This window comes from Pseudomonas sp. SLBN-26 (assembly GCF_006715895.1).
GTDB classification, from domain to species: Bacteria; Pseudomonadota; Gammaproteobacteria; order Pseudomonadales; family Pseudomonadaceae; genus Metapseudomonas; species Metapseudomonas otitidis.
The window spans coordinates 41596-68076 of sequence record NZ_VFOB01000001.1; the positions used below are offsets into that span (position 1 = coordinate 41596).

General features: G+C 66.8%; 25 protein-coding genes. 17 read left to right on the top strand and 8 right to left on the bottom strand.

The annotated features are described in order from the left end of the window. Positions 1-147 precede the first annotated feature (147 nt). The 5 genes from FBY21_RS00205 to FBY21_RS00225 all read left to right on the top strand — a co-directional run bounded on the left by FBY21_RS00205 (position 148) and on the right by FBY21_RS00225 (position 7980). Positions 148-1233, top strand: a complete 1086-nt coding sequence (locus FBY21_RS00205) for a WD40/YVTN/BNR-like repeat-containing protein (protein ID WP_074968422.1) — start codon at positions 148-150, stop codon at positions 1231-1233. A gap of 18 nt (positions 1234-1251) precedes the next feature. Next, the gene (locus FBY21_RS00210; protein ID WP_044408553.1) at positions 1252-3627 is read left to right on the top strand and encodes an efflux RND transporter permease subunit; all 2376 of its coding nucleotides are present in this window, start codon (positions 1252-1254) and stop codon (positions 3625-3627) included. Positions 3628-3831: 204 nt separating this feature from the next. Next, complete coding sequence (locus tag FBY21_RS00215) at positions 3832-4365, top strand: sigma-70 family RNA polymerase sigma factor (protein WP_074968420.1); 534 nt, start codon at positions 3832-3834, stop codon at positions 4363-4365. Further along, positions 4362-5321, top strand: coding sequence for a FecR family protein (locus FBY21_RS00220; protein WP_142007888.1), 960 nt, complete (start codon positions 4362-4364; stop codon positions 5319-5321). Before FBY21_RS00215 ends, FBY21_RS00220 begins: the two co-directional genes overlap by 4 nt. A gap of 124 nt (positions 5322-5445) precedes the next feature. Then, on the top strand, positions 5446-7980 hold the full coding sequence (locus FBY21_RS00225; RefSeq protein WP_142007889.1) for a TonB-dependent receptor: 2535 nt from the start codon (positions 5446-5448) through the stop codon (positions 7978-7980). Between the two features lie 399 nt (positions 7981-8379). Here the strand turns inward: FBY21_RS00225 and FBY21_RS00230 are convergent, their stop codons facing one another. Both FBY21_RS00230 and FBY21_RS00235 read right to left on the bottom strand, forming a co-directional pair. Next, positions 8380-9060, bottom strand: a complete 681-nt coding sequence (locus tag FBY21_RS00230) for a type 1 glutamine amidotransferase domain-containing protein (protein WP_074968414.1) — start codon at positions 9058-9060, stop codon at positions 8380-8382. A 97-nt stretch (positions 9061-9157) separates the two neighbouring features. Beyond that, positions 9158-9628, bottom strand: coding sequence for a DUF1456 family protein (locus FBY21_RS00235; RefSeq protein WP_074968412.1), 471 nt, complete (start codon positions 9626-9628; stop codon positions 9158-9160). A gap of 82 nt (positions 9629-9710) precedes the next feature. Here FBY21_RS00235 and FBY21_RS00240 point away from each other — a divergent pair, with 82 nt between their 5' ends. Next, the gene (locus tag FBY21_RS00240; protein ID WP_142007890.1) at positions 9711-10028 is read left to right on the top strand and encodes a hypothetical protein; all 318 of its coding nucleotides are present in this window, start codon (positions 9711-9713) and stop codon (positions 10026-10028) included. Here the strand turns inward: FBY21_RS00240 and FBY21_RS00245 are convergent. Both FBY21_RS00245 and FBY21_RS00250 read right to left on the bottom strand, forming a co-directional pair. Beyond that, positions 10025-10354, bottom strand: coding sequence for a low molecular weight protein tyrosine phosphatase family protein (locus tag FBY21_RS00245; protein ID WP_074968410.1), 330 nt, complete (start codon positions 10352-10354; stop codon positions 10025-10027). The genes FBY21_RS00240 and FBY21_RS00245 overlap by 4 nt on opposite strands. Continuing rightward, positions 10351-12387 carry a S9 family peptidase gene (locus FBY21_RS00250; protein WP_142007891.1) on the bottom strand — a complete coding sequence of 679 codons (2037 nt, stop codon included), beginning with the start codon at positions 12385-12387 and terminating at the stop codon, positions 10351-10353. Before FBY21_RS00250 ends, FBY21_RS00245 begins: the two co-directional genes overlap by 4 nt. Positions 12388-12486: 99 nt before the next feature. Between FBY21_RS00250 and FBY21_RS00255 the strand changes: the two genes are divergently transcribed. The 4 genes from FBY21_RS00255 to FBY21_RS00270 are packed head-to-tail and all read left to right on the top strand — an operon-like array spanning position 12487 to position 14779. Next, positions 12487-12978 (top strand): hypothetical protein, encoded by a 492-nt coding sequence (locus FBY21_RS00255; protein ID WP_044408532.1) that lies wholly within the window; start codon positions 12487-12489, stop codon positions 12976-12978. A 39-nt stretch (positions 12979-13017) separates the two neighbouring features. Beyond that, the gene (locus FBY21_RS00260; RefSeq protein ID WP_069561767.1) at positions 13018-13464 is read left to right on the top strand and encodes an HIT family protein; all 447 of its coding nucleotides are present in this window, start codon (positions 13018-13020) and stop codon (positions 13462-13464) included. 3 nt (positions 13465-13467) lie between these two features. After that, on the top strand, positions 13468-14241 hold the full coding sequence (locus FBY21_RS00265; RefSeq protein WP_142007892.1) for a class II glutamine amidotransferase: 774 nt from the start codon (positions 13468-13470) through the stop codon (positions 14239-14241). Positions 14242-14254: 13 nt separating this feature from the next. After that, complete coding sequence (locus FBY21_RS00270) at positions 14255-14779, top strand: DUF2937 family protein (RefSeq protein ID WP_142007893.1); 525 nt, start codon at positions 14255-14257, stop codon at positions 14777-14779. On the opposite strand, the gene FBY21_RS00275 is transcribed toward FBY21_RS00270, so the two are convergent. After that, a complete protein-coding gene (locus tag FBY21_RS00275) occupies positions 14780-16204 on the bottom strand; it encodes a PLP-dependent aminotransferase family protein (RefSeq protein WP_044408520.1) in 1425 nt (474 codons plus the stop codon). A 98-nt stretch (positions 16205-16302) separates the two neighbouring features. Here FBY21_RS00275 and FBY21_RS00280 point away from each other — a divergent pair, with 98 nt between their 5' ends. From FBY21_RS00280 to FBY21_RS00300, 6 genes are read left to right on the top strand one after another with little or no spacing between them, the layout of a single operon-like run. After that, the gene (locus FBY21_RS00280; RefSeq protein ID WP_142016183.1) at positions 16303-17241 is read left to right on the top strand and encodes a DMT family transporter; all 939 of its coding nucleotides are present in this window, start codon (positions 16303-16305) and stop codon (positions 17239-17241) included. Between the two features lie 3 nt (positions 17242-17244). Next, the gene (locus FBY21_RS30105) at positions 17245-17697 is read left to right on the top strand and encodes a Mov34/MPN/PAD-1 family protein (RefSeq protein WP_044408514.1); all 453 of its coding nucleotides are present in this window, start codon (positions 17245-17247) and stop codon (positions 17695-17697) included. 26 nt (positions 17698-17723) lie between these two features. After that, a complete protein-coding gene (gene moeB, locus FBY21_RS00285) occupies positions 17724-19139 on the top strand; it encodes a molybdopterin-synthase adenylyltransferase MoeB (RefSeq protein WP_409563783.1) in 1416 nt (471 codons plus the stop codon). Between the two features lie 9 nt (positions 19140-19148). Next, positions 19149-20063, top strand: coding sequence for a PLP-dependent cysteine synthase family protein (locus tag FBY21_RS00290; protein WP_142007894.1), 915 nt, complete (start codon positions 19149-19151; stop codon positions 20061-20063). A 23-nt stretch (positions 20064-20086) separates the two neighbouring features. Next, positions 20087-21073 (top strand): serine O-acetyltransferase, encoded by a 987-nt coding sequence (locus FBY21_RS00295; RefSeq protein ID WP_142007895.1) that lies wholly within the window; start codon positions 20087-20089, stop codon positions 21071-21073. A gap of 4 nt (positions 21074-21077) precedes the next feature. Then, positions 21078-21806 (top strand): alanyl-tRNA editing protein, encoded by a 729-nt coding sequence (locus FBY21_RS00300; RefSeq protein ID WP_142007896.1) that lies wholly within the window; start codon positions 21078-21080, stop codon positions 21804-21806. A gap of 39 nt (positions 21807-21845) precedes the next feature. Here FBY21_RS00300 and FBY21_RS00305 read toward each other — a convergent pair whose 3' ends face one another. After that, a complete protein-coding gene (locus FBY21_RS00305; protein WP_142007897.1) occupies positions 21846-22517 on the bottom strand; it encodes a TIGR04211 family SH3 domain-containing protein in 672 nt (223 codons plus the stop codon). A gap of 210 nt (positions 22518-22727) precedes the next feature. Beyond that, positions 22728-23249, bottom strand: a complete 522-nt coding sequence (locus FBY21_RS00310) for a GNAT family N-acetyltransferase (RefSeq protein ID WP_142007898.1) — start codon at positions 23247-23249, stop codon at positions 22728-22730. Positions 23250-23557: 308 nt separating this feature from the next. On the opposite strand from FBY21_RS00310, the gene FBY21_RS00315 reads away from it, so the two are divergent. Next, positions 23558-24643, top strand: coding sequence for a polyamine ABC transporter substrate-binding protein (locus FBY21_RS00315; protein WP_044408495.1), 1086 nt, complete (start codon positions 23558-23560; stop codon positions 24641-24643). Between the two features lie 66 nt (positions 24644-24709). On the opposite strand, the gene FBY21_RS00320 is transcribed toward FBY21_RS00315, so the two are convergent. Further along, complete coding sequence (locus tag FBY21_RS00320) at positions 24710-26452, bottom strand: amidohydrolase (protein WP_142007899.1); 1743 nt, start codon at positions 26450-26452, stop codon at positions 24710-24712. Between the last annotated feature and the right edge of the window lie 29 nt (positions 26453-26481).

Sequence of the window (26481 nt, forward strand, 5' to 3'; positions counted from 1 at the left end):
TCAGAGGCCCTGATAAGGGCTCAATCACGCGGGTTTGGCTTAACAAAACATAACGTCCCGCCGATTGTCAGCGCTTTCCAAAGCTGGATAGCATAAGCCGCCTGCCCGTGGGGCAGGACCACCTATAACAATAAGGGGGAAAGGTGTATGAGTGAGCCCGTCATGCGGCGCACCCAGTCCGGTCGTGGCGCGCGTCATTCCGCCCAGCCGGCGTTCCGCTTCCACTCGCCGCTGGCCAAAGCGCTCTCGCTGTTCAGTGTGCTGTCCATCCTGACTTCCGCCATGGTGCCCACCGTGCATGCCGCCGAGGCAGCACCGGTCTACTCCATCGAATCACCCAAGGCCATCACCAGCCTGCTGCTGGACGTCGCCCACGCCGGCAAGCGCTTGGTTGCCGTGGGGGATCGTGGCCATATTCTCTATTCCGACGACGACGGCACGAGCTGGACCCAGGCCAAGGTGCCGACCCGGCAGATGCTGACCGCCGTCTACTTCGTCGATGACAAGAAGGGCTGGGCCGTCGGCCACGACGCGCAGATTCTCGCCAGTGAGGATGGCGGGGCGACCTGGACACTCCAGTTCGAAGACCTGCAGCGTGAAGCCCCGCTCCTGGACGTCTGGTTCAAGGACGCCAGCACCGGCTTCGCCGTTGGCTCCTACGGCGCCCTGCTGGCCACCGAGGACGGTGGCAAGAACTGGGAAGACGTCAGCGACCGCCTCGACAACGAAGACCAGTACCACATCAATGCCATCGCGGCGGTGAAGGACTCCGGCCTGTTCATCGTCGGCGAGATGGGCAGCATGTTCCGCTCCCCCGACTGGGGCCAGACCTGGGAACGCCTCGAAGGGCCCTACGAGGGCTCGCTGTTCGGCGTGTCCGGTACCGCAGAGCCCGGCGTCGTGATCGCCTACGGCCTGCGTGGCCACCTGTTCCGCTCCGCCGATTTCGGCACGACCTGGGAAACCATCCCGCTCAAGAACGCCCGTGGCGGCACCTTGGAGTTCGGCCTTTCCGGCGGCACTCTGCTCGACGACGGCACCCTGCTGGTGGTCGGCCATGGCGGCAGTGTGCTGAAGAGCACCGATGCCGGCCGCACCTTCAGCGTGGTCAACCGCGCCGATCGTCTGTCGCTGGCCAGTGCCACGGTCGACAGCAAGGGCAACCTGATCCTGGTGGGACAGGGTGGGGCGCGTGTCGCCTCGCCGACTGGCGCCGAGCTGGGCCAACAATAACAAGGTGGGGGAGTTTCGATGAGTAACCATCACCAGGACAAGGCGACCTTCCTGGAGCGCCTGATCTTCAACAACCGGCCGGCGGTGATCGTCATCTGCCTGCTGGTCAGCATCTTCCTCTTCTGGCAGGCCACCCAGGTGCGCCCGTCCACCAGCTTCGAGAAGATGATTCCGCTGCACCACCCCTTCATCCAGAAGATGATGGAGCACCGCAACGACCTGGCGAACCTGGGCAACACCGTGCGCATCTCGGTGGAAGCCAAGGACGGGGACATCTTCAGCAAGGACTACATGGAGACCCTGCGCCAGATCCACGACGAGGTCTTCTACATTCCCGGCGTTGACCGTTCCGGCCTGAAGTCCCTGTGGAGCCCCAGCGTTCGCTGGACCGAAGTGACCGAGGAAGGCTTCGCCGGTGGCGAAGTCATCCCTCAGACCTACGACGGTTCCGCCGACAGCCTGGAAGAGCTGCGCAACAACGTGCTCAAGTCCGGCCAGATCGGCCGCCTGGTGGCCAACAACTTCAAGTCCAGCATCATCGACGTGCCGCTGCTCGAGTCCTACCCGGACCCGAACGACCAGGGCAAGCTGCTGAAGCTCGACTACCGCCAGTTCTCCCATGAGCTGGAAGAGAAGATCCGCGACAAGTACCAGGCCCAGAACCCGAACGTCCAGGTGCACATCGTCGGCTTCGCCAAGAAGGTCGGCGACCTGATCGACGGCCTGATCATGGTCGTGGCCTTCTTCGGCATCGCCTTCCTCACCACCCTGGTGCTGCTCTACTGGTTCACCTGGTGTATCCGCAGCACCATCGCCGTGCTCTCCACCACCCTGGTGGCGGTGATCTGGCAACTGGGCCTGATGCACTCGGTGGGCTTCGGGCTCGACCCGTACTCCATGCTGGTGCCATTCCTGATCTTCGCCATCGGTATCTCCCACGGCGTGCAGAAGATCAACGGCATCGCCCTGCAGTCCAGCGACGCCGACAACGCCCTGACCGCCGCCCGGCGCACCTTCCGCCAGCTGTTCCTGCCGGGGATGATCGCCATCCTGGCCGACGCCGTGGGCTTCATCACCCTGCTGATCATCGACATCGGCGTGATCCGCGAGCTGGCCATCGGCGCTTCCATCGGCGTGGCGGTGATCGTCTTCACCAACCTGATCCTGCTGCCGGTCGCCATCTCCTATGTCGGCATCAGCAAGAAGGCCATCGACCGCAGCAAGAAGGACGCCACCCGCGAGCACCCGTTCTGGCGCCTGCTGTCCAACTTTGCGCACCCCACCGTGGCGCCCATCTCCGTGGTCATCGCCATCATGGCCTTCGGCGGCGGCCTCTGGTACGGCAAGCACCTGAAGATCGGCGACCTCGACCAGGGCGCGCCGGAGCTGCGTCCGGACTCGCGCTACAACAAGGACAACAACTTCATCATCAGCAACTACTCCACCAGCTCCGACGTGCTCGTGGTGATGGTCAAGACCAAGCCTGAAGGGTGCTCCACCCACGAGGCGCTGGCCCCCATCGACGAGCTGATGTGGACGATGGAGAACACCCAGGGCGTGCAGTCCGCCATCTCCATGGTCACCGTCTCCAAGCAGGTGATCAAAGGGATGAACGAAGGCAACCTGAAGTGGGAAACCCTCTCCCGCAACCAGGACGTGCTGAACAACTCCATCAGCCGCGCCGACGGCCTGTACAACACCGACTGCTCCCTCGCACCGGTGTTGGTGTTCCTCAACGACCACAAGGCTGAGACCCTGCAGCGCGCGGTCAAGGCGGTCCAGGGCTTCGCCCAGGAGCACAACAAGGACGGGCTGGAGTTCCTGCTCGCCGCCGGTAACGCCGGTATCGAAGCGGCCACCAACGAGGTGATCGCCCAGACCGAGCTGACCATTCTGATCCTGGTGTACATCTGCGTCGCGGCTATGTGCCTGATCACCTTCCGCTCGATCCCGGCGACTATCTGCATCGTCATCCCGCTGATCCTCACCTCGGTGCTGGGCAATGCCCTGATGGCCTTCCTCGGCATCGGCGTGAAAGTGGCGACGCTGCCGGTGGTGGCACTGGGCGTGGGTATCGGTGTCGACTACGGCATCTACATCTACAGCCGCCTGGAAAGCTTCCTGCGCGCCGGCCTCACGTTGCAGGAGGCCTACTACCAGACGCTGAAGTCCACCGGCAAAGCCGTGCTCTTCACCGGCCTGTGCCTGGCCATCGGCGTGGCAACCTGGATGTTCTCGGCGATCAAGTTCCAGGCCGACATGGGCCTGATGCTGACCTTCATGTTCATCGTCAACATGTTCGGCGCGCTCTGGCTGCTGCCGGCCTTGGCCCGCTTCCTGATCAAGCCCGAGAAGCTCGCCGGCAAGACCGGGGGCTCACTCCTCGCGCACTGATCGGTGCTCTTCGAAAACCGCGGCCTCGGCCGCGGTTTTTCGTTTCGGGGGGGGGGGGCTGATCTTGACGCCGGGAACAGTCTGACATCTAATGATATGCATTCTCATTTGTTGCTTCCCGTTATCTGTCAGCCTTGAGCAGGCGGGAAGCACCTGCAGTCGGGGGTGTCGTGAAGTCAGGTCTGGCCGGTGGGAAAGCCCGCCATGGATGAGCAGTTCCGTGGCACCGTCTCGGGCGCCTACCGGGCCTTCCATGCCGAACTGCTGAAGTTCCTCGGCAAGCGCCTGGGCAGCCAGGCCGATGCGGCCGATCTCGCCCAGGACGCCTTCGCCCAGTGGCTGGGCTCCCGCGATCGCGCCCGTGTGGCGCAGCCCCGCGCCTTCCTGTTCCAGATCGCTCGCAACCTCCTGCGCGACCACTGGCGACGCCAGCAGGTGAGGGGAGGGACGGAGCCGGCCCCGGTCGGGCACGATGAGGCGCTGTTCGAGCATGCCGCCCCAGGCCCCCAGGACAAGGCCGAGCAACACCAGCGCTTGCATCACCTGGCCCGGGCGCTGGATGATCTGCCGCCGCGCCGGCGGGAGGCCTTCGTCCTGCACAAGTTCGACGGGCTTTCCCAGGCCGAAGTCGCCGAGCGCATGGGGATTTCCCTCAGCATGGTGGAGAAGCACGTCGCCTGTGCCCTCCTGCATTGCAGGCAGCGCCTGCTCGATGCGGGACAGGAGGACGTGCCATGAATGAGAACACGTGGATGGAAGCACGCCCCTCGATCGACGAGCAGGCCGCGACCTGGCAGGCGCGGCGCTCCGGTAGCCAGTTCAGCACGCAGGACGAAGCCGAGTTGCAGGCCTGGCTGGCCGCCAGCCCTGCGCATGCCCGCGCCTTTTCCGAGATGCAGCAGATCTGGGCAGAACTCGATCGCGTACCGCGTCCGAGTCTGTCAGCACCGGTGGTGCCCCTGCGCCCACGGCGCTGGCGCCTGCCCCTGGCTGCCGCTGCGTCCTTGCTGGTGGCCTGCGCCCTGGTGTTGGTTTCCCGGGGTGGGCCCGAGGTTGACGAGACCTTCGCCAGCCCCCGTAGCGCCACGCAGCAGGTGACCCTGGCCGACGGCACCCGCATCGACCTCAACCGTTCCACGCGCCTGCGCGTTCGCCTGTATGACGACCACCGGGAGGTGGACCTGCTGGAGGGCGAAGCCTTCTTCGCCGTTGCCCGTGATGAAGCCCGTCCCTTTGATGTCACCGCCGGAGACGGGCGGGTGCGGGTACTGGGCACCCGCTTCAGCGTGAGACGCGGCGAGCAGCGGCTCGATGTGGCAGTGGAGAGTGGTCACGTGGCCGTCGAGCCGCATCCAGGAACGGCGCAGCCGTTGGAGCTGCTAGCAGGAGACAGCCTCGACTACGACTACCGCACCGCCACCCTCGAACAAGGCCACCGCCGGCCCGAGGAGATCGCCAGCTGGCGCAGAGGGCAGCTGGTCTTCCGGGATCGCCCCCTGGCGCAGCTGCTCGACGAGGTGTCGCGCTATCGCCCGGCCCCGGTGGGCCTGGCGGACCCGAGACTGGCCCAGCGGCGTGTCTCCGGCAGCCTCAACCTCGCCAACCCGGATGCCTTCCTCGCTGCCTTGCCGCAGCTGCTGCCGGTCCAGGTCGAGTACCTGGCGGATGGGCGGGCGTTGATCCATCCGCGCTGAAGGCCTAGCTCGCTACAAATAAAAATATTTTTCATTCGCATATGTGGGTTTTTCTCGTCTGTGCGTCTTCCTCCCGGTAACCGCCAGTTGCCGTGGCGGTCCTGCAGCACAAGGGGAGACCTGCATGAACACCCGTACCACCCGCTTCGTCCTGCGCCGGCTCGTTGCCGGCAGCGCCCTGGCGACCTGGCTGGCCAGCGCCTCGGCCCTGGCCCAGGACCACGACTTCGACCTGCCGGCCCAGCCTATGGCCAGCGCCCTGACCAGCCTTGCCCAGCAGGGGCAACTGCAGGTGCTGTTCGATGAAGCCCAGCTGCGCGATGTACGTGCGCCGGCGTTGAAGGGGCGCTACAGCCCGCGTCTGGCCCTGGAGCGGTTGCTCTCGGGGACGGGGCTGGAGCTGGTGGAAGCGGGGGATGGGTTCGTGGTGCGGCGTCGTGTGCAGCAGGCGAGTGCCGACAACGCCCTCCAACTGGATGCTCAGACCGTGGTGGGTAACGGCACCAGCGTCGACTCCAGCAGCGTCGGTCGTTCCACCCTGACCCGTAAGGAGATCGAGCGGCAGCAGGCGGACAACGTGCCGAGCCTGCTGCAGACCCTACCCGGCGTGACCATGGGCGGCTCGGCCAAGCCCGGCGGCCAGACCGTGAACATCTGGGGTCTGGGCGATGCCGAAGACGTGCCCTTCACCCTCGACGGGGCCTCCAAGAGCGGCTTCGAGCGCTACCAGCAGGGCACCGTGTTCATCGAGCCGGAGTTGATCAAGCGCATCGAGGTGGAGAAGGGGCCTTATTCGGTCTTCACCGGCAACGGCGGTTTCGGTGGCACCGTCCACATGGAGACCAAGGACGCCCCCGACCTGCTGGAGGACGGCCGTGACGTCGGCGCCATGCTCAAGTACGGCTACCACAGCAACGACCAGCAGAAGATCTACAGCGGCGCCGTCTACGGCCGCACCGAGGACGGTCGTGCAGACGGCCTGGCCTACCTCACCACCCGCGACGGCCGCGACATGAAACTGGCCGACCACATCCAGATCGAACCGGGCTACGAGTACCCAGAACGCTACCCGCATACCGACCAGAAGCTGGACGGCGCGCTGCTCAAGGGCAACTTCCGGCCCAACGAGGAGCACGGCTTCGGCCTGACCTACATGCGCTCGGTCACCGAGCAGTTCGGCCCCTTCAGCGCCGCGAGTTTCTACCTGCCCAGCAAGTACAGCGTCGACCTCTACGGCGGCCTGGAGAACGCCATGCGCCGCAACCTCGCCGATCGCGAGGTGGTGGATACCACCTGGGCCGGCAAGTACACCTACCAGCCGCTGGACAACCCCTGGATCGACCTGGAGCTGAAGGCCTCCTACTCGGAAACCGAGCAGACCGATGAACGCCGTGCTGGCGCGAACTACTCCCTGACCTCGGGTGGCAAGTGGATCCGCACCGACTACCAGGACAAGGTGGTGGAGCTGCGCAACATCAGCCGATTCTCCACGGCGGCCCTCGAGCACGAGCTCACCACCGGTCTCGCCTGGCACCACCATAACCGCGACGTGCTGATGTACCTGCCGGGCAGTACCTACAACGTCGCGCGCTACAACTACGGTTGGTTCCAGCCGTACTTCATGCCCCGTGGCGAGCAGACCACCCGCAGCGCCTACGTGCAGGACGCCATCACCCTCGGCGACGTGACCATCACCCCCTCCATGCGCTTCGATGCCGTGCGCAACCAGGGCAAGGAGAACCTCGCGTCGGTCTACAACAACGCCGCCCTCGGGCATGACTACAGCGCCCAGGAGTATTCCGGCTGGTCGCCTCGCCTGTCCGTGTTCTGGCGGGTGAGCGACAACGTCGGGTTGTTCGCCGACTACGCCAAGACCTGGCGTGCCCCGGTGATCGACGAGCAGTACGAGCTGCAGAACAGCACCACCATCGGTGGCACCAGCCGTGGCCTGGACCCCGAGCGCATCCGTGGCGTGCGGGTCGGCAGCGTCCTCAGCTTCGGTGACCTGATCGCCGCCAATGACGCTCTGCAGGTCCGTACTACGCTGTTCCACCACAAGATCGAGGACGAGATCTTCAAGCTGCGCAGCATCGCCTGCGAGCGCCAGGCCATCGAAGGCGGGAGCATCTCCGCGAAATGCGCGGCGCTACTGCCCTTGCCCAACTACCGCAACCTGGACGGCGTGACCCTCAAGGGCGCGGAGTTCGAGGCCTACTACGACAGCTCGCGGATGTTCGGCAGCCTGTCCTACTCCTGGGTCAGCGGTAAGCACCAAGGGGCCTACAGCAATCCCTGGGGGCCTGATGTCTGGGCCCGTGATGTACCAGCCCCCAAATGGGTGGCCATGGTCGGAGTGAAGATTCCCGAGATCGCCACCCAGGTCGGCTGGCAGGGCGAGTTCGTGCGCAAGACCGACCGTGTGCCCGGCGACCTCTACAACGTCTCCGGCGAAACCGTCTGGGACAACTTTGAAAACGACAGCTACGACGTCCATCGGCTGTTCGCCGAATGGGCACCCCAGAGTGGCGACCTGAAGGGCACCAAGGTGAATTTCACCGTGGACAACGTCTTCAACCGCTTCTACCGCGCCAACCTCAGCGGCGATGCTGCCTATAGCCAGGGGCGCAACGCCAAGATCAGCATCACCCGGTTCTTCTGACCCCTACAGCTCGCCCCTTCGCGCACTCCGTGGGAGCGAGCTCTGCTCGCGAAGCGCCTGGGATCCGCCTGGATGTGGTGGGCTGAAGCCCACCCTACGGCCTGTCCCTTCGTGCATTCCGCAGGAGATCCCATGTCAATTTTCTGTGGCGACGCGAGGTCAGATAGGGCTTCTGATTTCTCATGACGGCAAAGGTGATCCTTGCCAGGACGTAGGGTGGAGTGCGCTTCATCGGTCCACCATGTGGGTTCTCGGCGAACGTCATTGGTGGATGGAAAAAGCGCCATCCACCCGACGCCCCGACCGAAGACACGCTGGTCTGTGGGAGCGAACTCTGCTCGCGAGGTGTTTGAGATCCGCCCGGACGAGGTGGCTGAAGCCAGCTCACCGGGCGTGACTTCACTCCCCGAGCAGCTGCAACAACGCAGCGGCGGTGGGCTCCGAGGAGGCTGGGTTCTGCCCGGTGATCAGGTGGCCGTCGGCGACCACATGGGGTTGCCAGTCGGCCACCTTGGAGTAGTAGGCGCCGAGGTCGCGGAGCATGTCCTCCACCAGGAAGGGCACCACCTCGGTGAGGCCCACCGCCGCTTCTTCGGAGTTGGAGAAGCCAGTCACCGCGCAGCCCTGCACCAGCGGGTTGCCATCGGCGGCGCGGGCATTCTTCAGTACGGCAGGGGCGTGGCACACCGCCGCCACCGGCTTGCCGGCGCTGTGCAGGTCTTCGATCAGGCGGATGGAGAAGGGATCGTCCACCAGGTCCCAAAGCGGGCCATGGCCGCCGGGGTAGAAGAGGGCGTCGTAGTCGGCCGAGACCAGTCCCGCCAGCGGCAGGGTGTTGGCCAGCGCCTGCTGGGCCTGCGGGTCGCTGCGGAAGCGGTGGGTGGCTTCGGTCTGCGCGGCCGGGTCGTCGCTCTTCGGATCCAGCGGCGGTTGGCCGCCCCGGGGAGAGGCCAGCACCACCTCGGCCCCGGCATCACGGAAGGCGAAATAGGGCGCGGCGAACTCTTCCAGCCAGAAGCCGGTTGGCTGGCCGGTATCGCCCAGGCGGTCATGCGAGGTCAGCACCATGAGGATTTTCATCGGCTACTCCTTGAGGTCATCGAGGGGTGTGACTGGCGCCGTTACGGCAAGGTTCCGGTGGCCGGCCGATGAATTCTAGACGCGCCGATGAAGGTTCTCAGCCCTGTGTAGGCCGCTGTCGGGCGGTGAGGCCGCGGAGGAAGTTGCGCAGCACCTGGTCGCCGCAGGGGCGGTAGTTCTTGTGGTCCTTCTTGCGGAACAGCGCCCCCACCTCGGCACGGGTCATGGGCAGGTCGGCTTCGCGGAGGATGTCGAGGATGTCGTCCTCGCGCAGCTCCAGGGCCACGCGCAGCTTCTTCAGCACCTGGTTGTTGCTCATCGGCAGTTCGAGGGGGAAGGGCGGGCGGCTCTCGTCCTTGCCGCGCATGGCGTAGACCAGCCCGTCGAGAAAGCCGGCCAGGCGCCGGTCGCTGCAGGCGTGGTAGCCCTCCTCATCTTCGCGGGCCAGCCAGGCCGCCACTTCCTGCAGGCTCACTTCCTGGTCGGCCAGGCCGATGATCTCCATCACCCGGGCGTCGCTGATGTCCAGCAGGTAGCGCAGGCTGCGCAGTATGTCGTTGTTGGTCATGGGGCATTCCGTCGGAGTGGTCGGGCAGCCGTGAGCTGGCCGTTAGACTGGGGGCGTCGATGCCGAAAGGCAGGAGGTCCAGATGAAGCGCGCCATTGTGCTCGCATTTTCCGCGCTGGTCGCGATCAGTTGCGCCGCCCAGGCCCAGCAGCCGCCCTTGTTGCGCTCGCCCGGCACGCCGGCACCCGGTTCGCCCGGTACCGCCACGCCGCAGCCCTATTCCCAGCCCAGTCCGCCGAGCTTTCCGTCTGCCGCCCCGCCGGGCAGTCCGCCGTTGCTGGTGAACCCGCCGACCACGCGCCAGGCAGACCCGCGTGACGAACGCATTCCGCTGCTGCAGGAACAGCTCGACCGCAACAGCAAGGGGCTGTGCAACGGCGAGAAGAAGCCGGCGCCCTAGCGCAGCAGCGGCGGTACCCGGGCCTGGAGCAGCGCCACCAGGGCCGGGTCCATGTAGTCGTACTCGTCGGGGATATCCAGGCTGACCACGCGCTTGCCCTTGAGCGCGGCGGGGAAGCGTGCGGCCAGCTTGCGCCGATGGCTGCTCTCCATCACCAGGATCAGGTCCGCCCAGGCCAGGGCCTCGGGCGTTACCGGAGTCTCCGCTTCGGCCTTCAGGCCGGCCGAGTCGGTTTCCACGCCGGGCCAGCTGGCGAACAGCTGCTCGGCGGTGGGGCTGCGCAGCCGATTCTGGCCGCAGATGAACAGCAGGCGCTGGACCTTCACGCAGCAGCCAGCCCCAGCACCTTGAACAGGAAGGCGTATTCCAGGGCGACGTCGCGCAGCGCCTGGTAGCGCCCGCTCATACCGCCGTGACCCGCACCGAGATCGGTCTTGAGCAGCAGCAGGTGGTCGTCGGTGCGGGTCGCCCGCAGCTTCGCCACCCATTTGGCGGCTTCCCAGTACTGCACCCGCGAGTCGTTGTAGCCGGCCACCACCAGCAGCGCCGGGTAGGCCTGGGGCTTCACGTTCTCGTAGGGGGCATAGCTGCGGATGCGCTCGAACACCTCGGGATGGTTCGGGTCGCCCCACTCGTCGTACTCGGTGACGGTGAGCGGCAGGTCGGGGTTCTGCATGGTGTTGAGCACGTCGACGAAGGGCACTTCGGCGATGGCCGCTGCGAACAGCTCCGGACGTTGGTTGAGCACGGCGCCGATCAGCAGTCCGCCGGCGCTGCCACCGCTGATGACCAGCTGTTCGCGGGTTGTCAGGCCCTCCGCCAGCAGGTGCTCGGCGCAGGCGATGAAGTCGCCGAAGGTGTTGGCCTTGTGCTCCAGCTTGCCGGCGCGGTACCAGGCTTCGCCCAGCTCACCGCCGCCGCGTACGTGGGCGATGGCGAAGACGAAGCCACGGTCCAGCAAACTCAGACGGGCATGGGAGAACCAGGGGTCGAGGCTCGCGCCGTAGGCGCCGTAGCCATAGAGGTAGAGCGGCGCCGGGCGGCCCAGGGTTTCGCGGCGGGCGACCAGGCTGATGGGGATGCGCGTGCCATCCGCTGCCGTGGCCCAGAGGCGCTGGCTGACGTAGGCATCGGCGTCGAACGGACCTTCCACCGGCGTCTGCTTGAGCACCCGCTGCTCGCCGTCGGCCAGGCGCAGTTCGCGGACCTGGGCGGGGCGGTTGAGGGCTTCGTAGCGCAGGCGGATCACCGGGCTGTCGAACTCCAGGCTGTCCTGCACGTAGAGGCTGTAGGCCGCATCCGGCAGTTGCACGCGGTAGGCGGTGCCGCCGGCAGGGTGCACTTCGATCACCGGCAGGCCGCCTTCGCGCAGGCTGAGGGTGAGGGCACTGCTGTTGAGGCTGAGGTCCTCCAGCATGCGCTCCGGGTCGTGAGGGATACGCTCCTGCCAGTGCTCGCGGCTCGGGTCCGCCTCCTCCGCCAGGTAGAGGGCGAAGTTGATGCCGGCCTGGTTGCTGCGGATCAGCCAGCACCAGCGTCCGTCGACCTGGCCGTGGTCGACGTAGTACTCGTGACCTTCCTCGCGGGGGGCAATGCAGCGGAAGTCGGCATCGGGCGTCCCGGCGTCCAGCACCCAGGTTTCGCTGGTGGTCTTGCTGGACAGGTCCAGCAGCAACTGACGCTCGGAGCTGGCGCGGTGGCAGCCGAGGAAAAAGCGCCCGTCCGGTTCCTCGAAGACCTGTTCAGCATGGGCCTCGCCCAGGCGGTAACGGTGCAGGCGGAAGGGGCGGTGGGTCTCGTCCAGCTCGCCGAAGAACAGCGTGCGGCTGTCGTTGGCCCAGGTCATGCTGCCGTCGCAGTCCTCGAAGGGGAGGGCATGCAGGGTGCCGTCCACGAGGTCGCGGACGAACAGCTGATAGACCTCGTCGCCGCTGGTGTCGAGGCTGTAGGCCAGCAGGCGGTGGTCGGGGCTGACGCTGAAGGCGCCGACCGAGAGGAAGCCGCCGTCCGCCAGCGCGTTCGGGTCCAGCAGCAACTGCTCGGTGGCCGGGTCGATGTCCAGCGAGCCGTCCTGCGGGCGCGCGCAGCGGTAGTGGCGCGGGTACTCATCGCCGGCGGTGGTGCGCTGGTAATAAAGGTAGGGACCCCAGGGCGTGGCGAGGGACAGGTCGGTCTCGCGGATGCGGCTGCGGATTTCCTGGAACAGGCGCTCGCGCAGGTCGGCCTGGTCGGCCAGTTGCTCGTCCAGCCAGGCGTTCTCGGCCTTCAGGTAATCCAGCACCTCGGGGGCGTCGCGTTCTTCCAGCCAGCGGTAGGGATCGGCGCCATCCTGGGCTCGGGCGATGGGGGCGTGTGACATGAGGTCCTCTCGGGTGCGGCGGGCGACGGCGGGGGGACGCCGGAGCGGGGAAAAGTCGCTATCATAAGCGCCCCTTTGCCCGCCATGCCACGGAAGCCAATGAACGAACACGACTACCTACTTGCCTGGGGTGCCTACGCCGTGGCGGCCCTTGGCTGCCTGCTGGTGTGCTTCCGTGCGACCGGCTGGATGTGGCGCTGGCTGCGCGAGCCGGTGCGCCTGGTAGTGGCTGTGCTGCTGCTGACCCCGACGCCGGTGGACCCGGGTCGCGACCTGTACGCCCCCGCCGTGGCGGTGACGGCGCTGGACATGGTGTTCAAGGTGGGCAACAACGCCTGGAAGGCGGTTTCCGACCTGGCCATGTACGGCATGATCGGCTTCGTGCTGTACCTGGTCTTCGTGGCCATCCGCTGGCCCATCGAGCGGGCGATCAAGGCTCGCCGTGCTGCCCGCGAGCGGCCGGCCGAGGAGCCCGTGGACGACGAGGAGCCCACCCTGCGCCAGTTGATGGAGCGCGAAGGGGATGCCCGCTTCGACACCCGCACCGATGCCCGTGGCGACCGCCGCCTGCGGATCGAACCGCGCCTCTAGCCACGCAGCAGGACCCTTTCATTCGCCAGGGAGTGCCCGATGGATTGCGTGTTCTGCGCCATCGCCGGTGGCCATGCGCCGGCTCATGTGCTGCACGAGGAAGCGGATTTCCTGGTGCTGCTGGACATCTTCCCCCTGCGCCCGGCCCACGTCCTGGTGGTCGCCCGGCAGCATGCGCCGTATCTCCATGACCTGCCCGAGAGCGCCCGCGCGCGCCTGCTGCCCCTGGCCGATGAGCTGATGGCGGCGATGCGCCGGGCTGGCCTTGGCGAACAGGGCATCAACATGCTGGTGAATGACGGGCCGGATGCGAACCAGCACGTGCCCCACCTGCACCTCCACCTGATTCCAAGACGCCGGGGTGACCTGGCGGGCCTGTTGTGGCGAGCGCTGACCCGTTTCCTGCCCCTGGGGCGCACTGCGCTCCAGGCGCGCCTGGAACGGGAAGCCGACCTGTTGCGGCGGGCCATGAAACGAGAGCCTTGATCCATGTGCGAACTGCTCGGCATGAGTGCCAACGTCCCCACCGACATCGTGTTCAGCTTCACCGGCCTGATGCAGCGTGGCGGCGGCACGGGGCCCCACCGTGACGGTTGGGGCATCGGCTTCTACGAGGGACGGGGGCTGCGCCTGTTCCAGGACCCGTCGGCCAGCGTCGATTCCGAGGTGGCGCGCCTGGTGCAGCGCTACCCGATCAAGAGCGAGACCGTCATCGGCCATATCCGCCAGGCCAACGTCGGCAAGGTCTGCCTGGCCAACACCCACCCCTTCGTGCGGGAGCTCTGGGGGCGCAACTGGTGCTTTGCCCACAACGGCCAGTTGACCGACTTCCAGCCCGTTCCCAGCTTCTACCGCCCGGTGGGCGACACCGACAGCGAGGCGGCCTTCTGCGACCTGCTCAACCGGGTGCGCCAGGGCTTCCCGGAGCCGGTGCCGGTGGAGGTGTTGCTGCCGGTGCTGGTGCAGGCCTGTTCCGAGTACCGCACCCGGGGCGTGTTCAATGCCCTGGTCAGTGACGGCGACTGGCTGTTCTGCTTCTGCTCTACCAAGCTGGCCCACATCACCCGCCGTGCGCCCTTCGGCCCGGCGCGGTTGAAGGACGCCGACCTGACGGTGGACTTCCAGGCCGAGACCACCCCGGACGACGTGGTGACGGTGATCGCCACCGAGCCGCTCACCGACAACGAAACCTGGACGCGCTACCAGCCCGGGGCCTGGGCCCTGTGGCGACGCGGCGAATGCCTGGCCTCGGGCCAGACCTGAGAGGAGAGGGGCGATGCTGAGGAGCTACCTGAGGCTGGTGCTGTTCACCCTGGGGCTGCTGGTCGGCGTGCAGATTCCCGGCTTCGTCGATGACTACTCCAAGCGCGTGGAGGCCCACCGACTGGAAGCCGAACGTGCCCTGGCCGGATTCCGCGAGACGGCCAAGCGCTTCTTCGACGGCAACCTGGACGCCCTAGTGGCGCATTACCGCCAGAGCGACGACCCGGTGATGCGCAGCGACGCGGACAGCGTCGCCACCCTGGTCAACCGCGATGCCTTGCTGCAGCGGGAATGGCAGGCCATGCAGGGGGCCTGGTACGCACGCACCTGGCACGTGCTGAGCGGGGCCGACCGCGAGCTGCTGCTGGAGACCGCCAATGCCTACAGCTACCAGGTGCTGCTGGTGCCCGAGGCCATTGGCTGGGGCCTGGCCTGCGCCTTCCTCCTGGCCTGGCTGCTGGAGAGCCTGGCGCTGGGCCTGGGGCGCCTGGCCGGTGTCGGCCGCGCCCGCAAGGTTCAGCAGCGCCACTGGCGCTGATCAGGCTTCGAAACGTTCTGCCCCGTGGCGCAAGGTGCTGGCGAGGGCGAGGAAACCGTCGTACAGCAACTGGTCGCTAGTGGAGGCATTGCTGACGCTGGCGCGTACGTACTGGGGCACCGCCGCCCGGCCGACGGCAAAGGTCTCGGCGGCGGTGATCAGGTAGTTGCGCAGCTTCAGGTCGGCCTCCACGTCGGAGGCGCGCCAGGCCTCCGGCACCTCGATCCAGAAGTGCGGACTCTGCGGGTGGGTACGGTACTGCAGCCCATCCAGCAAGCCTTCCACGAGCGCCTTGCGCCGGCCGATCTCGGCGATCTGCTGGTGCAGCAACTTGCTCGCCGTGCCGTTTTCGATCCATTGGGTGGACAGCTCCAGCGCCAGGGGCGTGGCCATCCAGCAGGTGGCGCGCAACGCGGCGGCGATGCGGCTGACCAGCGTGGTCGGTGCATGCAGGTAGCCCACCCGCAGCCCGGCCGCCACCGCCTTGCTCAGGCTGCTGATGAGGATGCAGCGTTCCGGCGCGTAGTGGGTCATCGGCGGCGGGCGGTCCTCCACCAGCACGGCGTGGGCCTCGTCCTCGATGATCAGCAGGTTGTGCTCGCGGCACAGCCGCGCAATGGTCTCCCGCCGCTGCGGTGAGAGCACCGCCGTGGTGGGGTTCTGGATGGTCGGCGTGCAGTACAGCGCCGACACCCGGTTGCTGCGGCACAGCTCGTCGAGGGATTCCGGGACCAGCCCTTCCTCGTCCATGTCCACGCCCAGCAGCTTGATGCCGAGCATGCGCGCCACGGTGATCAGTCCGGGGTAGGTGAGCTGCTCGGTGACGATGGTGTCCCCGGCCCGCACCAGTGCCATCAGGGTGCAGAGCAGGCCGTGCTGGCCGCCGTTCACGCACAGCACCTGGTCCGCCTGGGGCTGGAAGTCGCCGTGGCCGAGCCAGTGCGCGCCCGCCTGGCGGTAGCGCGGCAAGCCGGCATCCGGCGTATAGAGCGCCAGTTCCCGCAGGGTCTGCGGGTCCCGCGCCAGGTCCATCAGGCTCTGGGCGAGGAAGGCGGTTTCAGGGCCGGGGATGTGCATGTTCCGGCTCATGTCGTACAGCTCCGGCGCCTCCTCGATGAAGTTGCGGAAGCCCTCGTCGCGCTTGCGCTCCAGGCCGCGACGCCGCACGAAGGTGCCGTCTCCGACCCGCGCCACCACCAGCCCCATTCGCTCCAGCTCGGCATAGGCGCGGCTCACCGTGCCGATGGTGACCCCCAGCCGGTCCGCCAGGTTGCGGTGGGGCGGCAGCTTGGAGCCGCCTTCGATCGTCCCTTCCAGGATCCTGATCTCCATCGCTCCGGCGAGGCGCTTGTACTTGGCGCCCTGCCCGGAATTCAGTGCGTCTTTCAGGATTGACACCGTGTCAATAATTGGTTTGACAGCCATTTTTCGTCCTAATAGCCTGATTGAGCCGTGTCAATCAGTGATTGATACCTGGATTTTAGGGGTCAATTTAGCAGCTACGAAGGATTGTCATCATGCCAATGTCCGCGGTAATTGAAAACACCAGCAAATCCAGGAAGCAATGGCTGGGGGCATTGGTCACCAGCCTGCTGTTCCTGACCGTGTGCCTCAGCTGGGGCACCACCTGGCTGGGCATCAAGATCGCCGTGGAAACCGTGCCACCGCTCACCGCCTCCGGCCTGCGCTTCCTCATCGCTTTCCCGCTGTTCCTCTGCTTCGCCCTGATCCGTGGCGACTCGATCTTCTTTCCCCGGGGCAGCTTCGGCTTCTTCGTGTTCGTCACCCTGTGCTACTTCAGCGTGCCGTACTACCTGCTCAACTACGGGGAGACCCATGTCTCCTCCGGGCTCACCGCGCTGCTGTTCAGCTGCATGCCGGTGTTCATCCTGATCTTCTCCTCGCTGTTCCTGCACGAGCGCATCTACCTCTCCCAGGTGGTGGGCATCGCCATCGGTTTCGGCAGCCTGTTCATGATCCTGCGCGGGCAGGGGCTGAGCCTGGAACACTCCGAGGCCGTCGGCGTGCTGGCCATCCTCGCGGCGGCCGTGATGCATGCGCTGTGCTACGTGGTGACCAAGAAGAAGGGCGCGGAGATCAGCGTCATCACCTACAACACCCTGCCCATCGGCCTGGCCGGCCTGATGCTGTTCCTCGTGGGGCTGGGCGTGGAGCAGCCGGATTTCGGCGCCATCAGCGGCCGTTCCTGGGGGGCGCTGGCCTACCTGGGGCTGTGCGCGTCGGTGGGGGGCTTCATCGTGTACTTCTTCCTGCTCAAGCGCCTCAACCCCGTGATCCTATCCTTCGTCTTCATCATCTTCCCGGTGTTCGCGGTGATCATCGGGGCCTGGTACGAAGGCCACACCATCTCCCGTGACCTGGCGTTCTATTCCTCGCTGCTGTTGATCGGCTTCGCCATCACCAAGGTGCCCATGGAAAAGTTCCTGGCGAAGAAGGACTGACCCATGGCTGACCAGGACGTCTTCAGCGCCGAGGTCCTCGGCGCCATCTACCGCCATGCCGCCGAGACCTACCCCGAAGAGTGCTGTGGCTTCGTGTTCGCCGACGCCCGGGTGCACCGTGGCGAGAACATCCAGAACCAGCTCAACGAGCGCAGCCCCGAGGTGTACCGGCGCAGTGCCGCCAACGGCTACACCTTCGCCGTCGCCGACACGCTGCTGCTCAACCGCAGCCTGCGCGGGGACAACCCGGTGCGCGTCATCTACCACTCCCACCCGGACGTGGGGGCCTATTTCAGCCGTGAGGACGAGGACAAGGCGCTGTTCATGGGACAGCCCATCCACCCCGTGACCTACCTCGTGGTGGACGTCCGCGCCGGCGAGGCGATGGGCGCCAAGTTATTCGAATGGAACGGCGAAGGATTCGTCTGCAGCCGGGAATTCCCCGGCAACCCATAACGACCTGCAAGAAAAGGAGTTTGGCTATGAATGTGGTGATCTTCCCCGACGTACTGGCGCGGGTCGCCAAGTTGCCCGCCGCGCGGGTGGAAGGCGAGGGCCGGACGGTGCGCGAGCTGGTGGAGGGCATCTGCGAGCAGCATGCCGCCCTGCGCGAGCACCTGTTCTACGGCAACGCCCAGATCAAGGAGCACTTCCTGCTCACCGCCAACGGCGAGCTGGTGGACGTGGACAGCGAACTGGCCCCGGGCGTCGAGCTGGACATCATGCTCGCCACCTCCGGCGGGCTGGATGTCGACGAGCTGAGCAACGACGAAGTGCGGCGCTACGTGCGCCACATCACCCTGCCGGACGTCGGGCGCCAGGGTCAGCTGCGACTGAAGAAGTCCCGCGTGCTGGTGGTCGGCACCGGTGGCCTGGGCTCTCCGGTGAGCCTCTACCTCGCGGCAGCCGGCGTTGGCACCCTGGGGCTGGTGGATTTCGACCGGGTGGAAAGCAGCAACCTGCAGCGCCAGGTGGTGCATGGCACTTCCACCCTCGGGTTGCCGAAGGTGGAGTCCGCCCGGCGCCGCCTGGAGGACCTCAACCCCGGCATCCAGATCCACGCCCACGACTGCGCCATCACCCCCGACAACGCCATGCGCCTCGTCGGGGACTACGACCTGGTGGTGGATGGCACCGACAACTTCAGTACCCGCTACCTGCTCAACGATGCCTGCGTGCTGCTGCGCCGGCCGCTGGTGTACGGCGCCCTGCATCGCTTCGACGGGCAGATGAGCGTGTTCAATCACCAGGACGGCCCCTGCTACCGCTGCCTGTTTCCCAAGAGCCCGCCTGCCGAACTCGCCCCCAACTGCAATGCCGGCGGCGTCATCGGCGTGCTGCCGGGCGTGGTCGGGCTGATCCAGGCCACCGAGGCCATCAAGCTCATCCTCGGCATCGGCGAACCCCTGGTGGGCCGCCTGATGCGCTTCGACGCGCTGTCGATGAAGTTCTCCGAAATCCGCTTCAAGCGCCGCGCGGACTGCCCCACCTGCTCGCCAAGCCGCACCGACCGCGAGCTGCAGGTGGAGGAGCCGGTGGTCTGTGCCTCCAGCCAGATGAGCGAGTCGACCCTGCCCGCCGACTTCTTCGTCAGCCCGCGCGAACTGCAGCTGAGCCTGGCCCGGGGCGAGAAGCTGCAACTGCTCGATGTGCGCGAGCCGAACGAACTGGAGGTGTGCCGCCTGCCCGGCAGCCTCAACCTGCCCCTGGGCGAGCTGGAGGCTCGCCTCGCTGAACTCGATCGCGAACGCCCTCTGTGCATCGTCTGCTACGGCGGTACGCGTGCCGAGCGCGCCGCCCAGCTGCTGCTCAGTGCCGGCTTCACCGGCTTGCGGGTGCTGCAAGGCGGCATCAAGGCCTGGGCCCGGGATGTCGACCACGACATGCCGCTGTACTGAGGGACCGAGATGATCCACGAATCGCTGCTTCAGGCTATCGGTGAGACACCCGTCGTCCGCCTCGCTGCCTTCAGTGCCGAAACCGGTCTGGAGGTCTACGCCAAGCTGGAGTCCCTCAACCCGGGTGGCAGCCACAAGGCCCGCATCGCCCTGGCCATGGTCCGTGACGCCGAGGCGCGTGGCATCCTGGTGCCCGGCAGCGGGCAGACCATCATCGAACCCAGCGGCGGCAACACCGGCATCGGCCTGGCCATGGCCGGCAACCTGCTCGGCTACCGCGTGGTGCTGGTCATCCCCGACAACTACAGCCCCGAGAAGCAGAAGCTGCTGCGGTTGTACGGCGCCGAGGTGGTGCTCTCCGACAGTCGCCGTGGCAACAACTCCCACGGCGAGAAGGCCATGGAGCTGCAGCTGGAGAACCCCGGCTACGTGATGCTCAACCAGCAGCGCAACCCGGCCAACCCGGAGATCCACCGGCGCACCACCGCGCAGGAAATCCTCCGGGACTTCGACGACCGGCCGCTGGATTGCCTGGTGGCCGGCATCGGCACCGGTGGGCACATCACCGGCCTGGGGGAGACCCTCAAGGCACGCTGGTCGCACCTGCGGGTGTTCGGCGTCGAACCGGAGCAGTGCGACCTGCTCAACGACCGCCACGCCCCGCATGAGATCCAGGGCCTGTCCATCGGGCTGGTGCCGCGCATCCTCAACCTCGGCGTGCTGGACGGCATGCTCAAGGTCTCCAAGGCCGCCTGCCTGGAGCGGGTGCGCCACACCATGCGCACCGACGCCATCAGCCTCGGGTTGTCCTCGGCGGCCAACCTCGTGGCCATCGCCGAGCTGGCCCATGAGCTGCCCACCGGCACCCGGGTCCTGACCCTGGTGTACGACGGTGTCGACAGCTACCTGCCACATTTCGAATGACCAGCCAGGGGAGGGCTAACAGCATGTGGGGATATCTCGATCGGTTGAAACTCTATGACGGCTTGCTGGACCACCTGGTCCGCATTCTGTCTTCCGATGAGCTGGGTGTGCTCATGCCGCACCTCGACGGCATCATGGAGGTGGCCGTGCAGCAGGTGGCCGAGGACCTCCAGGCCTATGCCGCGCGCGACCCCGCGTCCTGCGGGCGCACCAGGCTGATCCTCGAGACCTATGCGTCGTTCAAGGCCATCCTCTTCCATCGCCTGGCCCACCAGGTGTGGCTGCATGGCGGGCTGGCCGAGCGCGAGATCATCGCCCACAAGCTCGCCAGTGTCGGCAAGCTGCAATCCGGCGCGGAGATCCACCCGGCCGCGCGTATCGGGCGGCGCTTCGTGCTGGATCATGGTTTCGGCACCGTCATCGGCGAAACCTGCGAGATCGGCGACGACTGCTACCTGCTCGCGGGCGTCACCCTCGGCGCCAGCGGCATCGCCGACAACCCCGGCGGCAAGCGCCACCCTCGGCTCGGCAATGGGGTGGAGGTCGGCGCCGGCGCGCGCATCCTCGGCGCGGTGAGCATCGGCGACAACGTGTTCATCAGCCCCGCCTGCGTCATCACCCGGGACGTGCCCGCCAACACCCGCGTGAGCATCGTCAACCAGTTGCAGATGCAGCGGGCCAGCATGTCGTCCAGCTGCGGCTTCCTCGGTGCGTTCGTCCTCGGCGAGCGCCTGCACCTGGTGGGCGAGCTGCCCGAGTCGGGCGAGGTGATGGTGCTGGACGCCGACCACCGCCGCCTCGGCTGCCTGTCCCTGGAATGCACCCTCAGCGAGCAACACCACCGCCAGTACCGCCTGCGCAACCTCGGCGCCGTGGTGCCGGCCCCGCGCTACCCCCTGAACCTGCGCATCGTCGGGCCGGTCCAGGACATCACCCTGCTGGACCCGCCGGGCCTCTGTGCCCTGGTCAGGTCCGTGCTGCAACCCCACCTCATCAGCATAGGAGGCTGACCTCATGTCGGTATTCACCCTGCATACCCATGCCCTGTTCGACGAGGCGCCTTACCAGCGCACCTTCACCGCCCGCGTCCTCGCCGTCAGCGAGCAGGGCGTGGCCCTCGACCAGACCCTGTTCTATCCCACCGGCGGCGGCCAGCCGGGTGACCAGGGGCACTTCCTGCTGCCCGATGGCTCGGTGGCCACGGTGATCGGCACCCAGCGCGACCCGCTGATCAAGTCGATCATCTGGCACCAGCTGGAAGAGGGCGCACCGGTGGTCACCACCGGCATGGAGTTGCAGGGCTGCCTCGACTGGGAGCGCCGCTACCAGCACATGCGCATGCACACCTGCCTGCACCTGCTCTGCTCGATCATCGATGCACCGGTCACCGGCTGCAGCATCGGTGCGGAGAAGGGGCGCCTGGACTTCGACCTGCCCGAGTCCACCCTCGACAAGGAGGTGATCACCCAGAGCCTCAACGAGCTGGTCAATGGCGCCCTGGACGTGCGCGTCCACATGCTGCCGTCCAGCGACTACCAGACTGTGCTGGAGATGACCCGCACCCAGGCCGTGGCGCCGCCGGTCATGCAGGGCATGGTGCGGGTGGTGGACATTCCCGGTGTCGACATCCAGCCCTGCGGCGGCACCCATGTGAAGAACACCGCCGAGGTCGGCCAGGTGGTCTGCGACAAGATCGAGAAGAAGAGCCGGCACAACCGGCGTGTCACCCTGCGTTTCGCGTGAAGCGCGAGCGGCCCGGATGGACTCGGGCCAACACCCGCCTCAGATCCACTGGTCGTTGCGCTTGCGCCTGACCCGCAGCAGCGTCGGCAGCACCAGCCCGGCCATGAGGCCGGCGCCGGCAATGCTGCCGCCGTACACCATGTAGCGCATCAGCACCTGCTTGTTCTCATCCCCCAGCTGCGCCTGGGCCTCGCGCAGGTCCGAGCGGGCCTCGCTCAGCTCGCTGTCCAGTGAGGCGCGGGCCGCCTGGAGCTCGTCGATCAGCGCCTTGCGTGAATCCAGCGTCTCCTGCATGCCTTGCACCCGCTGCTTCCAGGTGTCGTCGATGCCGGCCAACTGCGTGCTCAGCTCGGCCACCTTCTGTTCCAGCTGTGGCAGCCGCTCGGCCTGGCCGGGCACCTCCTGCAGGTCGCGGCTGGGAATCCACACGGCGCTGCCGTTCTCCCCGCGTACCTGGCTGTAGTCGCCCTGTGTCGAGAGCAGCTCCACCTTCTGCCCCGAGGTCAGCGTACCGACGATGCGGTAGCCATCGGTGGGGCCGCTGCGGACGTAGGTGGTCAGGCTGTCGCTGATCCAGCGGACGTTGCCGGCTTTCTCCTCCTCGGCCAGGGCGGCACTGCCGGCCAGCAGCAGGCCGGTGGCCAGGCTGGCGCCGAGCAGGTGCGGGGAGAGCAGGGAGCGGAAGGCGAACGGGGGACGGGGTCGGGACATGGCGCAATCTTCATAGGGTGATGGACGGGCCCGCCGGGCGGGCATGACGGAAGCCGGCTCCCTGTCGCGGGAGAGCCGCGTCCGGATGGCCCATGGCCATGCCGTCCACCCGGCGAGCCGACAGCGAACTGACAGCTCGCGACCCACCGGAGTTCACTCAGGGCCGGAAAGCGGGACGGGTGGCCCCGTCGTTCCAGCCCCGTCCGTGACTCAATGAGTGGCCTGCACCACCCGGTAGTTCAGCAGCAGCGGCTCGTCCGCCAGCTCGATCTGTTGAACCGCGCGGGGCAGGTCCTGCAGCACGGCCTGCCAGAAGGCGAGGGCGGTGGCATCGTTCTGGTAGAAGCGCACCAGCCAATCGCGCTCCCCGCTGGTCAGCACCTGGGTGACCAGTGCGCGCCCCAGGCCCTGGCGCCGGTATTTCTTGAGGATGAACAGGTCCGCCAGCTCCAGCGCGTCCATCCCCGGCAGCTCGCTGGCCTCCACCAGCAGGAACCCGGCGATGAAACCGTCCACCAGCAGCAGGTTGGCGCTCCAGTTGGGCTCCTGCCAGTAGCGCACCAGGTGCTCCTCATGGAGGTAGAAGCGGCCGTCGGCCTCCACGTCCTCCTGCTCCCAGTCCGAGGACTCATAGGCATAGAACTGGTAGAGGTTGCGGATCAGGTCGGTCTGGTCCGGGCCGGTCTGGACCAGCTCGACGACAGGGGCGGAGAAGGGCGGCAGGTCGCGCATCGGGCACTCGTGGCAGTGAAGGCGGGGTGCGTATTTTCGTCGCGGTCGGGCCGGCGGTAAACGCCCGAATCGCCGCAGGGCGCGGCGTCGGCCCGGCCGGGGTATCGCGGCCCGCGCGCCAGGCTGCCGGCAAGTACTTGTAGGCCGCCCGCGCCAGTCGCATTCTTGCCAGCGGGCCCGCAGGGAAGGATGGGCCCCGCGCAGACATTGTCTCGTCCCCATCCTGCGGATGAAGCTGGCGACACGCCGGTATCGTTCTACGCTTGCGGTGCCTCGTTCACCCTTTCTACAGCCAGGAAATAACCACAATGAGACGTTCCTTCGCGCCCATGCTCCTGACCCTCGCCGTATCCGGTGTGGCCCAGGCAGCGGATACGGTGAAGATCTACAACTGGACCGACTACATCGCCCCCGACACTGTCGCCAACTTCACCAAGGAGACCGGCATCAAGGCCGTCTACGACGTGTACGACAGCAACGAGACGCTCGACGGCAAGTTGATGACCGGCAAATCCGGCTACGACATCGTGGTGCCCTCCAACCACTTCATGGCCAAGCAGATCCAGGCCGGCGCCCTGAAGAAGCTGGACAAGTCCCAGTTGCCCAACTGGAAGAACCTCAACCCGGTGCTGATGAAGGCGCTGGAAGTGAACGACCCGGGCAACGAGCACGGCTTCCCCTACATGTGGGGCAGCACCGGCATCGGCTACAACCCCGCCAAGGTCAAGGCCGTGCTGGGCGACAACGCCCCGCTGGACTCCTGGGACCTGATCTTCAAGCCCGAGTACATGGAGAAGCTCGCCAAGTGCGGCGTTGCCATCCTCGACAACGGCCCCGAGCTGCTGCCCATCACCCTCAACTACCTCGGCCTGCCGCACCACAGCCAGAAGGCCGATGACTACAAGACCGCCCAGGCCGCGCTGCTCAAAGTGCGCCCCTACGTGCGCTACTTCCACTCCTCCAAGTACGTGGGCGACCTGGCCAACGGCGAGATCTGCGTGGCCGTCGGCTTCTCCGGCGACATCCTCCAGGCTGCTACCCGTGCCAAGGAGGCCGGCAACGGCGTCGAGGTGAAGTACTCGATTCCCAAGGAAGGCTCGCCCATGTGGTTCGACATGGTGGCCATGCCCGCCGACGCCCCGAACGAGAAGGCCGGCTACGCCTTCATGAACTACCTGCTGCGCCCCGAAGTGATCGCCGGCGTGAGCAACTACGTGAAGTACGCCAACGGCAACAGCGCCTCCGATGCCCAGGTGAACCCGGATATCAAGGCCGACCCGACCATCTACCCGCCGGAAGAGGTCATGGCCAAGCTGTTCGCCCTCGAAGCCATGCCCATGAAGCTCGACCGCATCCGCACCCGCGTGTGGAGCACGGTGAAGACCGGCAAGTAAGCCGCAACCGAACCCGAAACGCCCCGGCTTGCCGGGGCGTTTTCGTTGGGCTGGATCTTCTCGTCCCTAGAGGGCGGCCTCGAAGACTTCACGGCCGGCGAACCAGGTCTTCAGCACCTGGGTGTCGCGCAGGGCCTCGGGCTCCACCTGGAACACGTCGCGGTCCAGCAGGATCAGGTCGGCCTGCTTGCCGGGGGCCAGCGAGCCGATCTGCTGGTCCAGGCCGATGGTGCGCGCGGCGTTGAGGGTGTAGGCCTGGAACATGGTCTCCCGGTCGATTGCCTCGCCAGGGTTGAGTACGCCCTTGGGCCCCTTGCGGCTGACGGCCTGGTAGATCGCCCTCCAGGGTTGCGGCGTGCTCACCGGCCAGTCGCTGGCGCCGGCGAGGGTGGCGCCGTTCTTCAGCAGCGAGCGGGCCGGGTACTGGTACTGGAAGGCCATGGCGCTGATGTAGGGCTGCACCAGGTCGAGGGTCGCGTCATCGGCGCTGGCCCAGTAGAGCTGCATGGAGGCGATCACGTCGAGCGGCTTGAAGCGGGCGAACTCCTTGGGGTTGACCATCTGCAGGTGGGTGATGGAGTGGGGGATGCCGCTGTGCCGGTCGCGGCGTGCCTGCTCGATGCCGTTGAGGGATTCGCGCACCGCGCGGTCACCGATGGCGTGCACGTGCACCAGCCAGCCACGGGCGTCCGCCGCACTGACCAGCTCGCCGAAGTGCGCCGGGTCGATCAGCAGCTCGCCGTACTTTTTGGAATTCTTGTAGGGCTCCAACAGGGCGGCGGTCTGCGCCGGGTACTCAGGCACGCCGTCGGCGAAGATCTTGATCCCCGGCAGGCTCAGGTTGGGGATGCCCTGGAACTGCCGGCGCACCTGGTCGAGGGTGTCCAGGTCGGCCGGGCGGCTCTTCGGGTGGGCCACCAGCAGCGCGGCGACGTGGGCGGTCAGCTCACCTTTCTCGGCCATCGCCTTGTACACCGGCAGGATGCCGAGGGTCTGGGCGGTGGGCTTGAAGTCGAACAATGGCTCGCCGGGGGCGGCGTTGGCGGCCGGGTCCATCCAGGCGGTGATGCCCAGGCTGAGGTTGTAGCGCAGGGCCGCACGGCCGGCCTCCAGCAACTGCTCGGGGGTCGCCGTCGGGTATTGCGCCAGCACCGGGTCGAGGCCGGCGTCGGCGAGGAAGCCGTTGGGGCGCATGTCTTCGTGGTGGCCGACGGTGGCCAACTGTTCGCCCTTGAGGGCTTTCACCGTGTCAGCATCGATGCCGGCGCGTTTCAGCATGGCCTGGTTGACCCAGCCGGTGTGCTGGTCCCAGCCGATGAAAGCGATGGGCACGTCCTTCCATTCGCCCTGGTTGAAGCGTCGCTCGAACTCCGCCACCTGGCTCCAGTAGGCCGAGGGCAGGCCGCCGACGCTGAGGATGTCGCCCTGGCGTGCCTTGCCGTCGTCGCGCCACTGGCGCAGGCGCCGCTCCAGCTCGTCCATGGGCAGGAACTGGGTGTCGATGTTGGCCGCCGCCAGCTCCAGGCCACCCATGACCGCATGGGAGTGGGAGTCGACGAAGCCGGGCATCAGCACCTTGCCGCCCAGGTCGACGACACGGGTGCCGGCTTCCTTGAGGCGCAGCATGTCGGCGTCGCTGCCCACCGCGCGGATCTTGCCGTCCTCCACGGCCACGGCCTGCTGCAGGGGTTGGCCGGGCTCGGCGGTGTAGACCTTGGCGTTGTGCAGGATCAGGTCCACCGCCGCCATGCTTTCCATGGAGGCACAGATGAGGGCGGTGGCCAGGAGGGTAGGGGCGAGGCGTTTCATCGGCTGGGTTCCGGTTCTTGTTGGTCTGG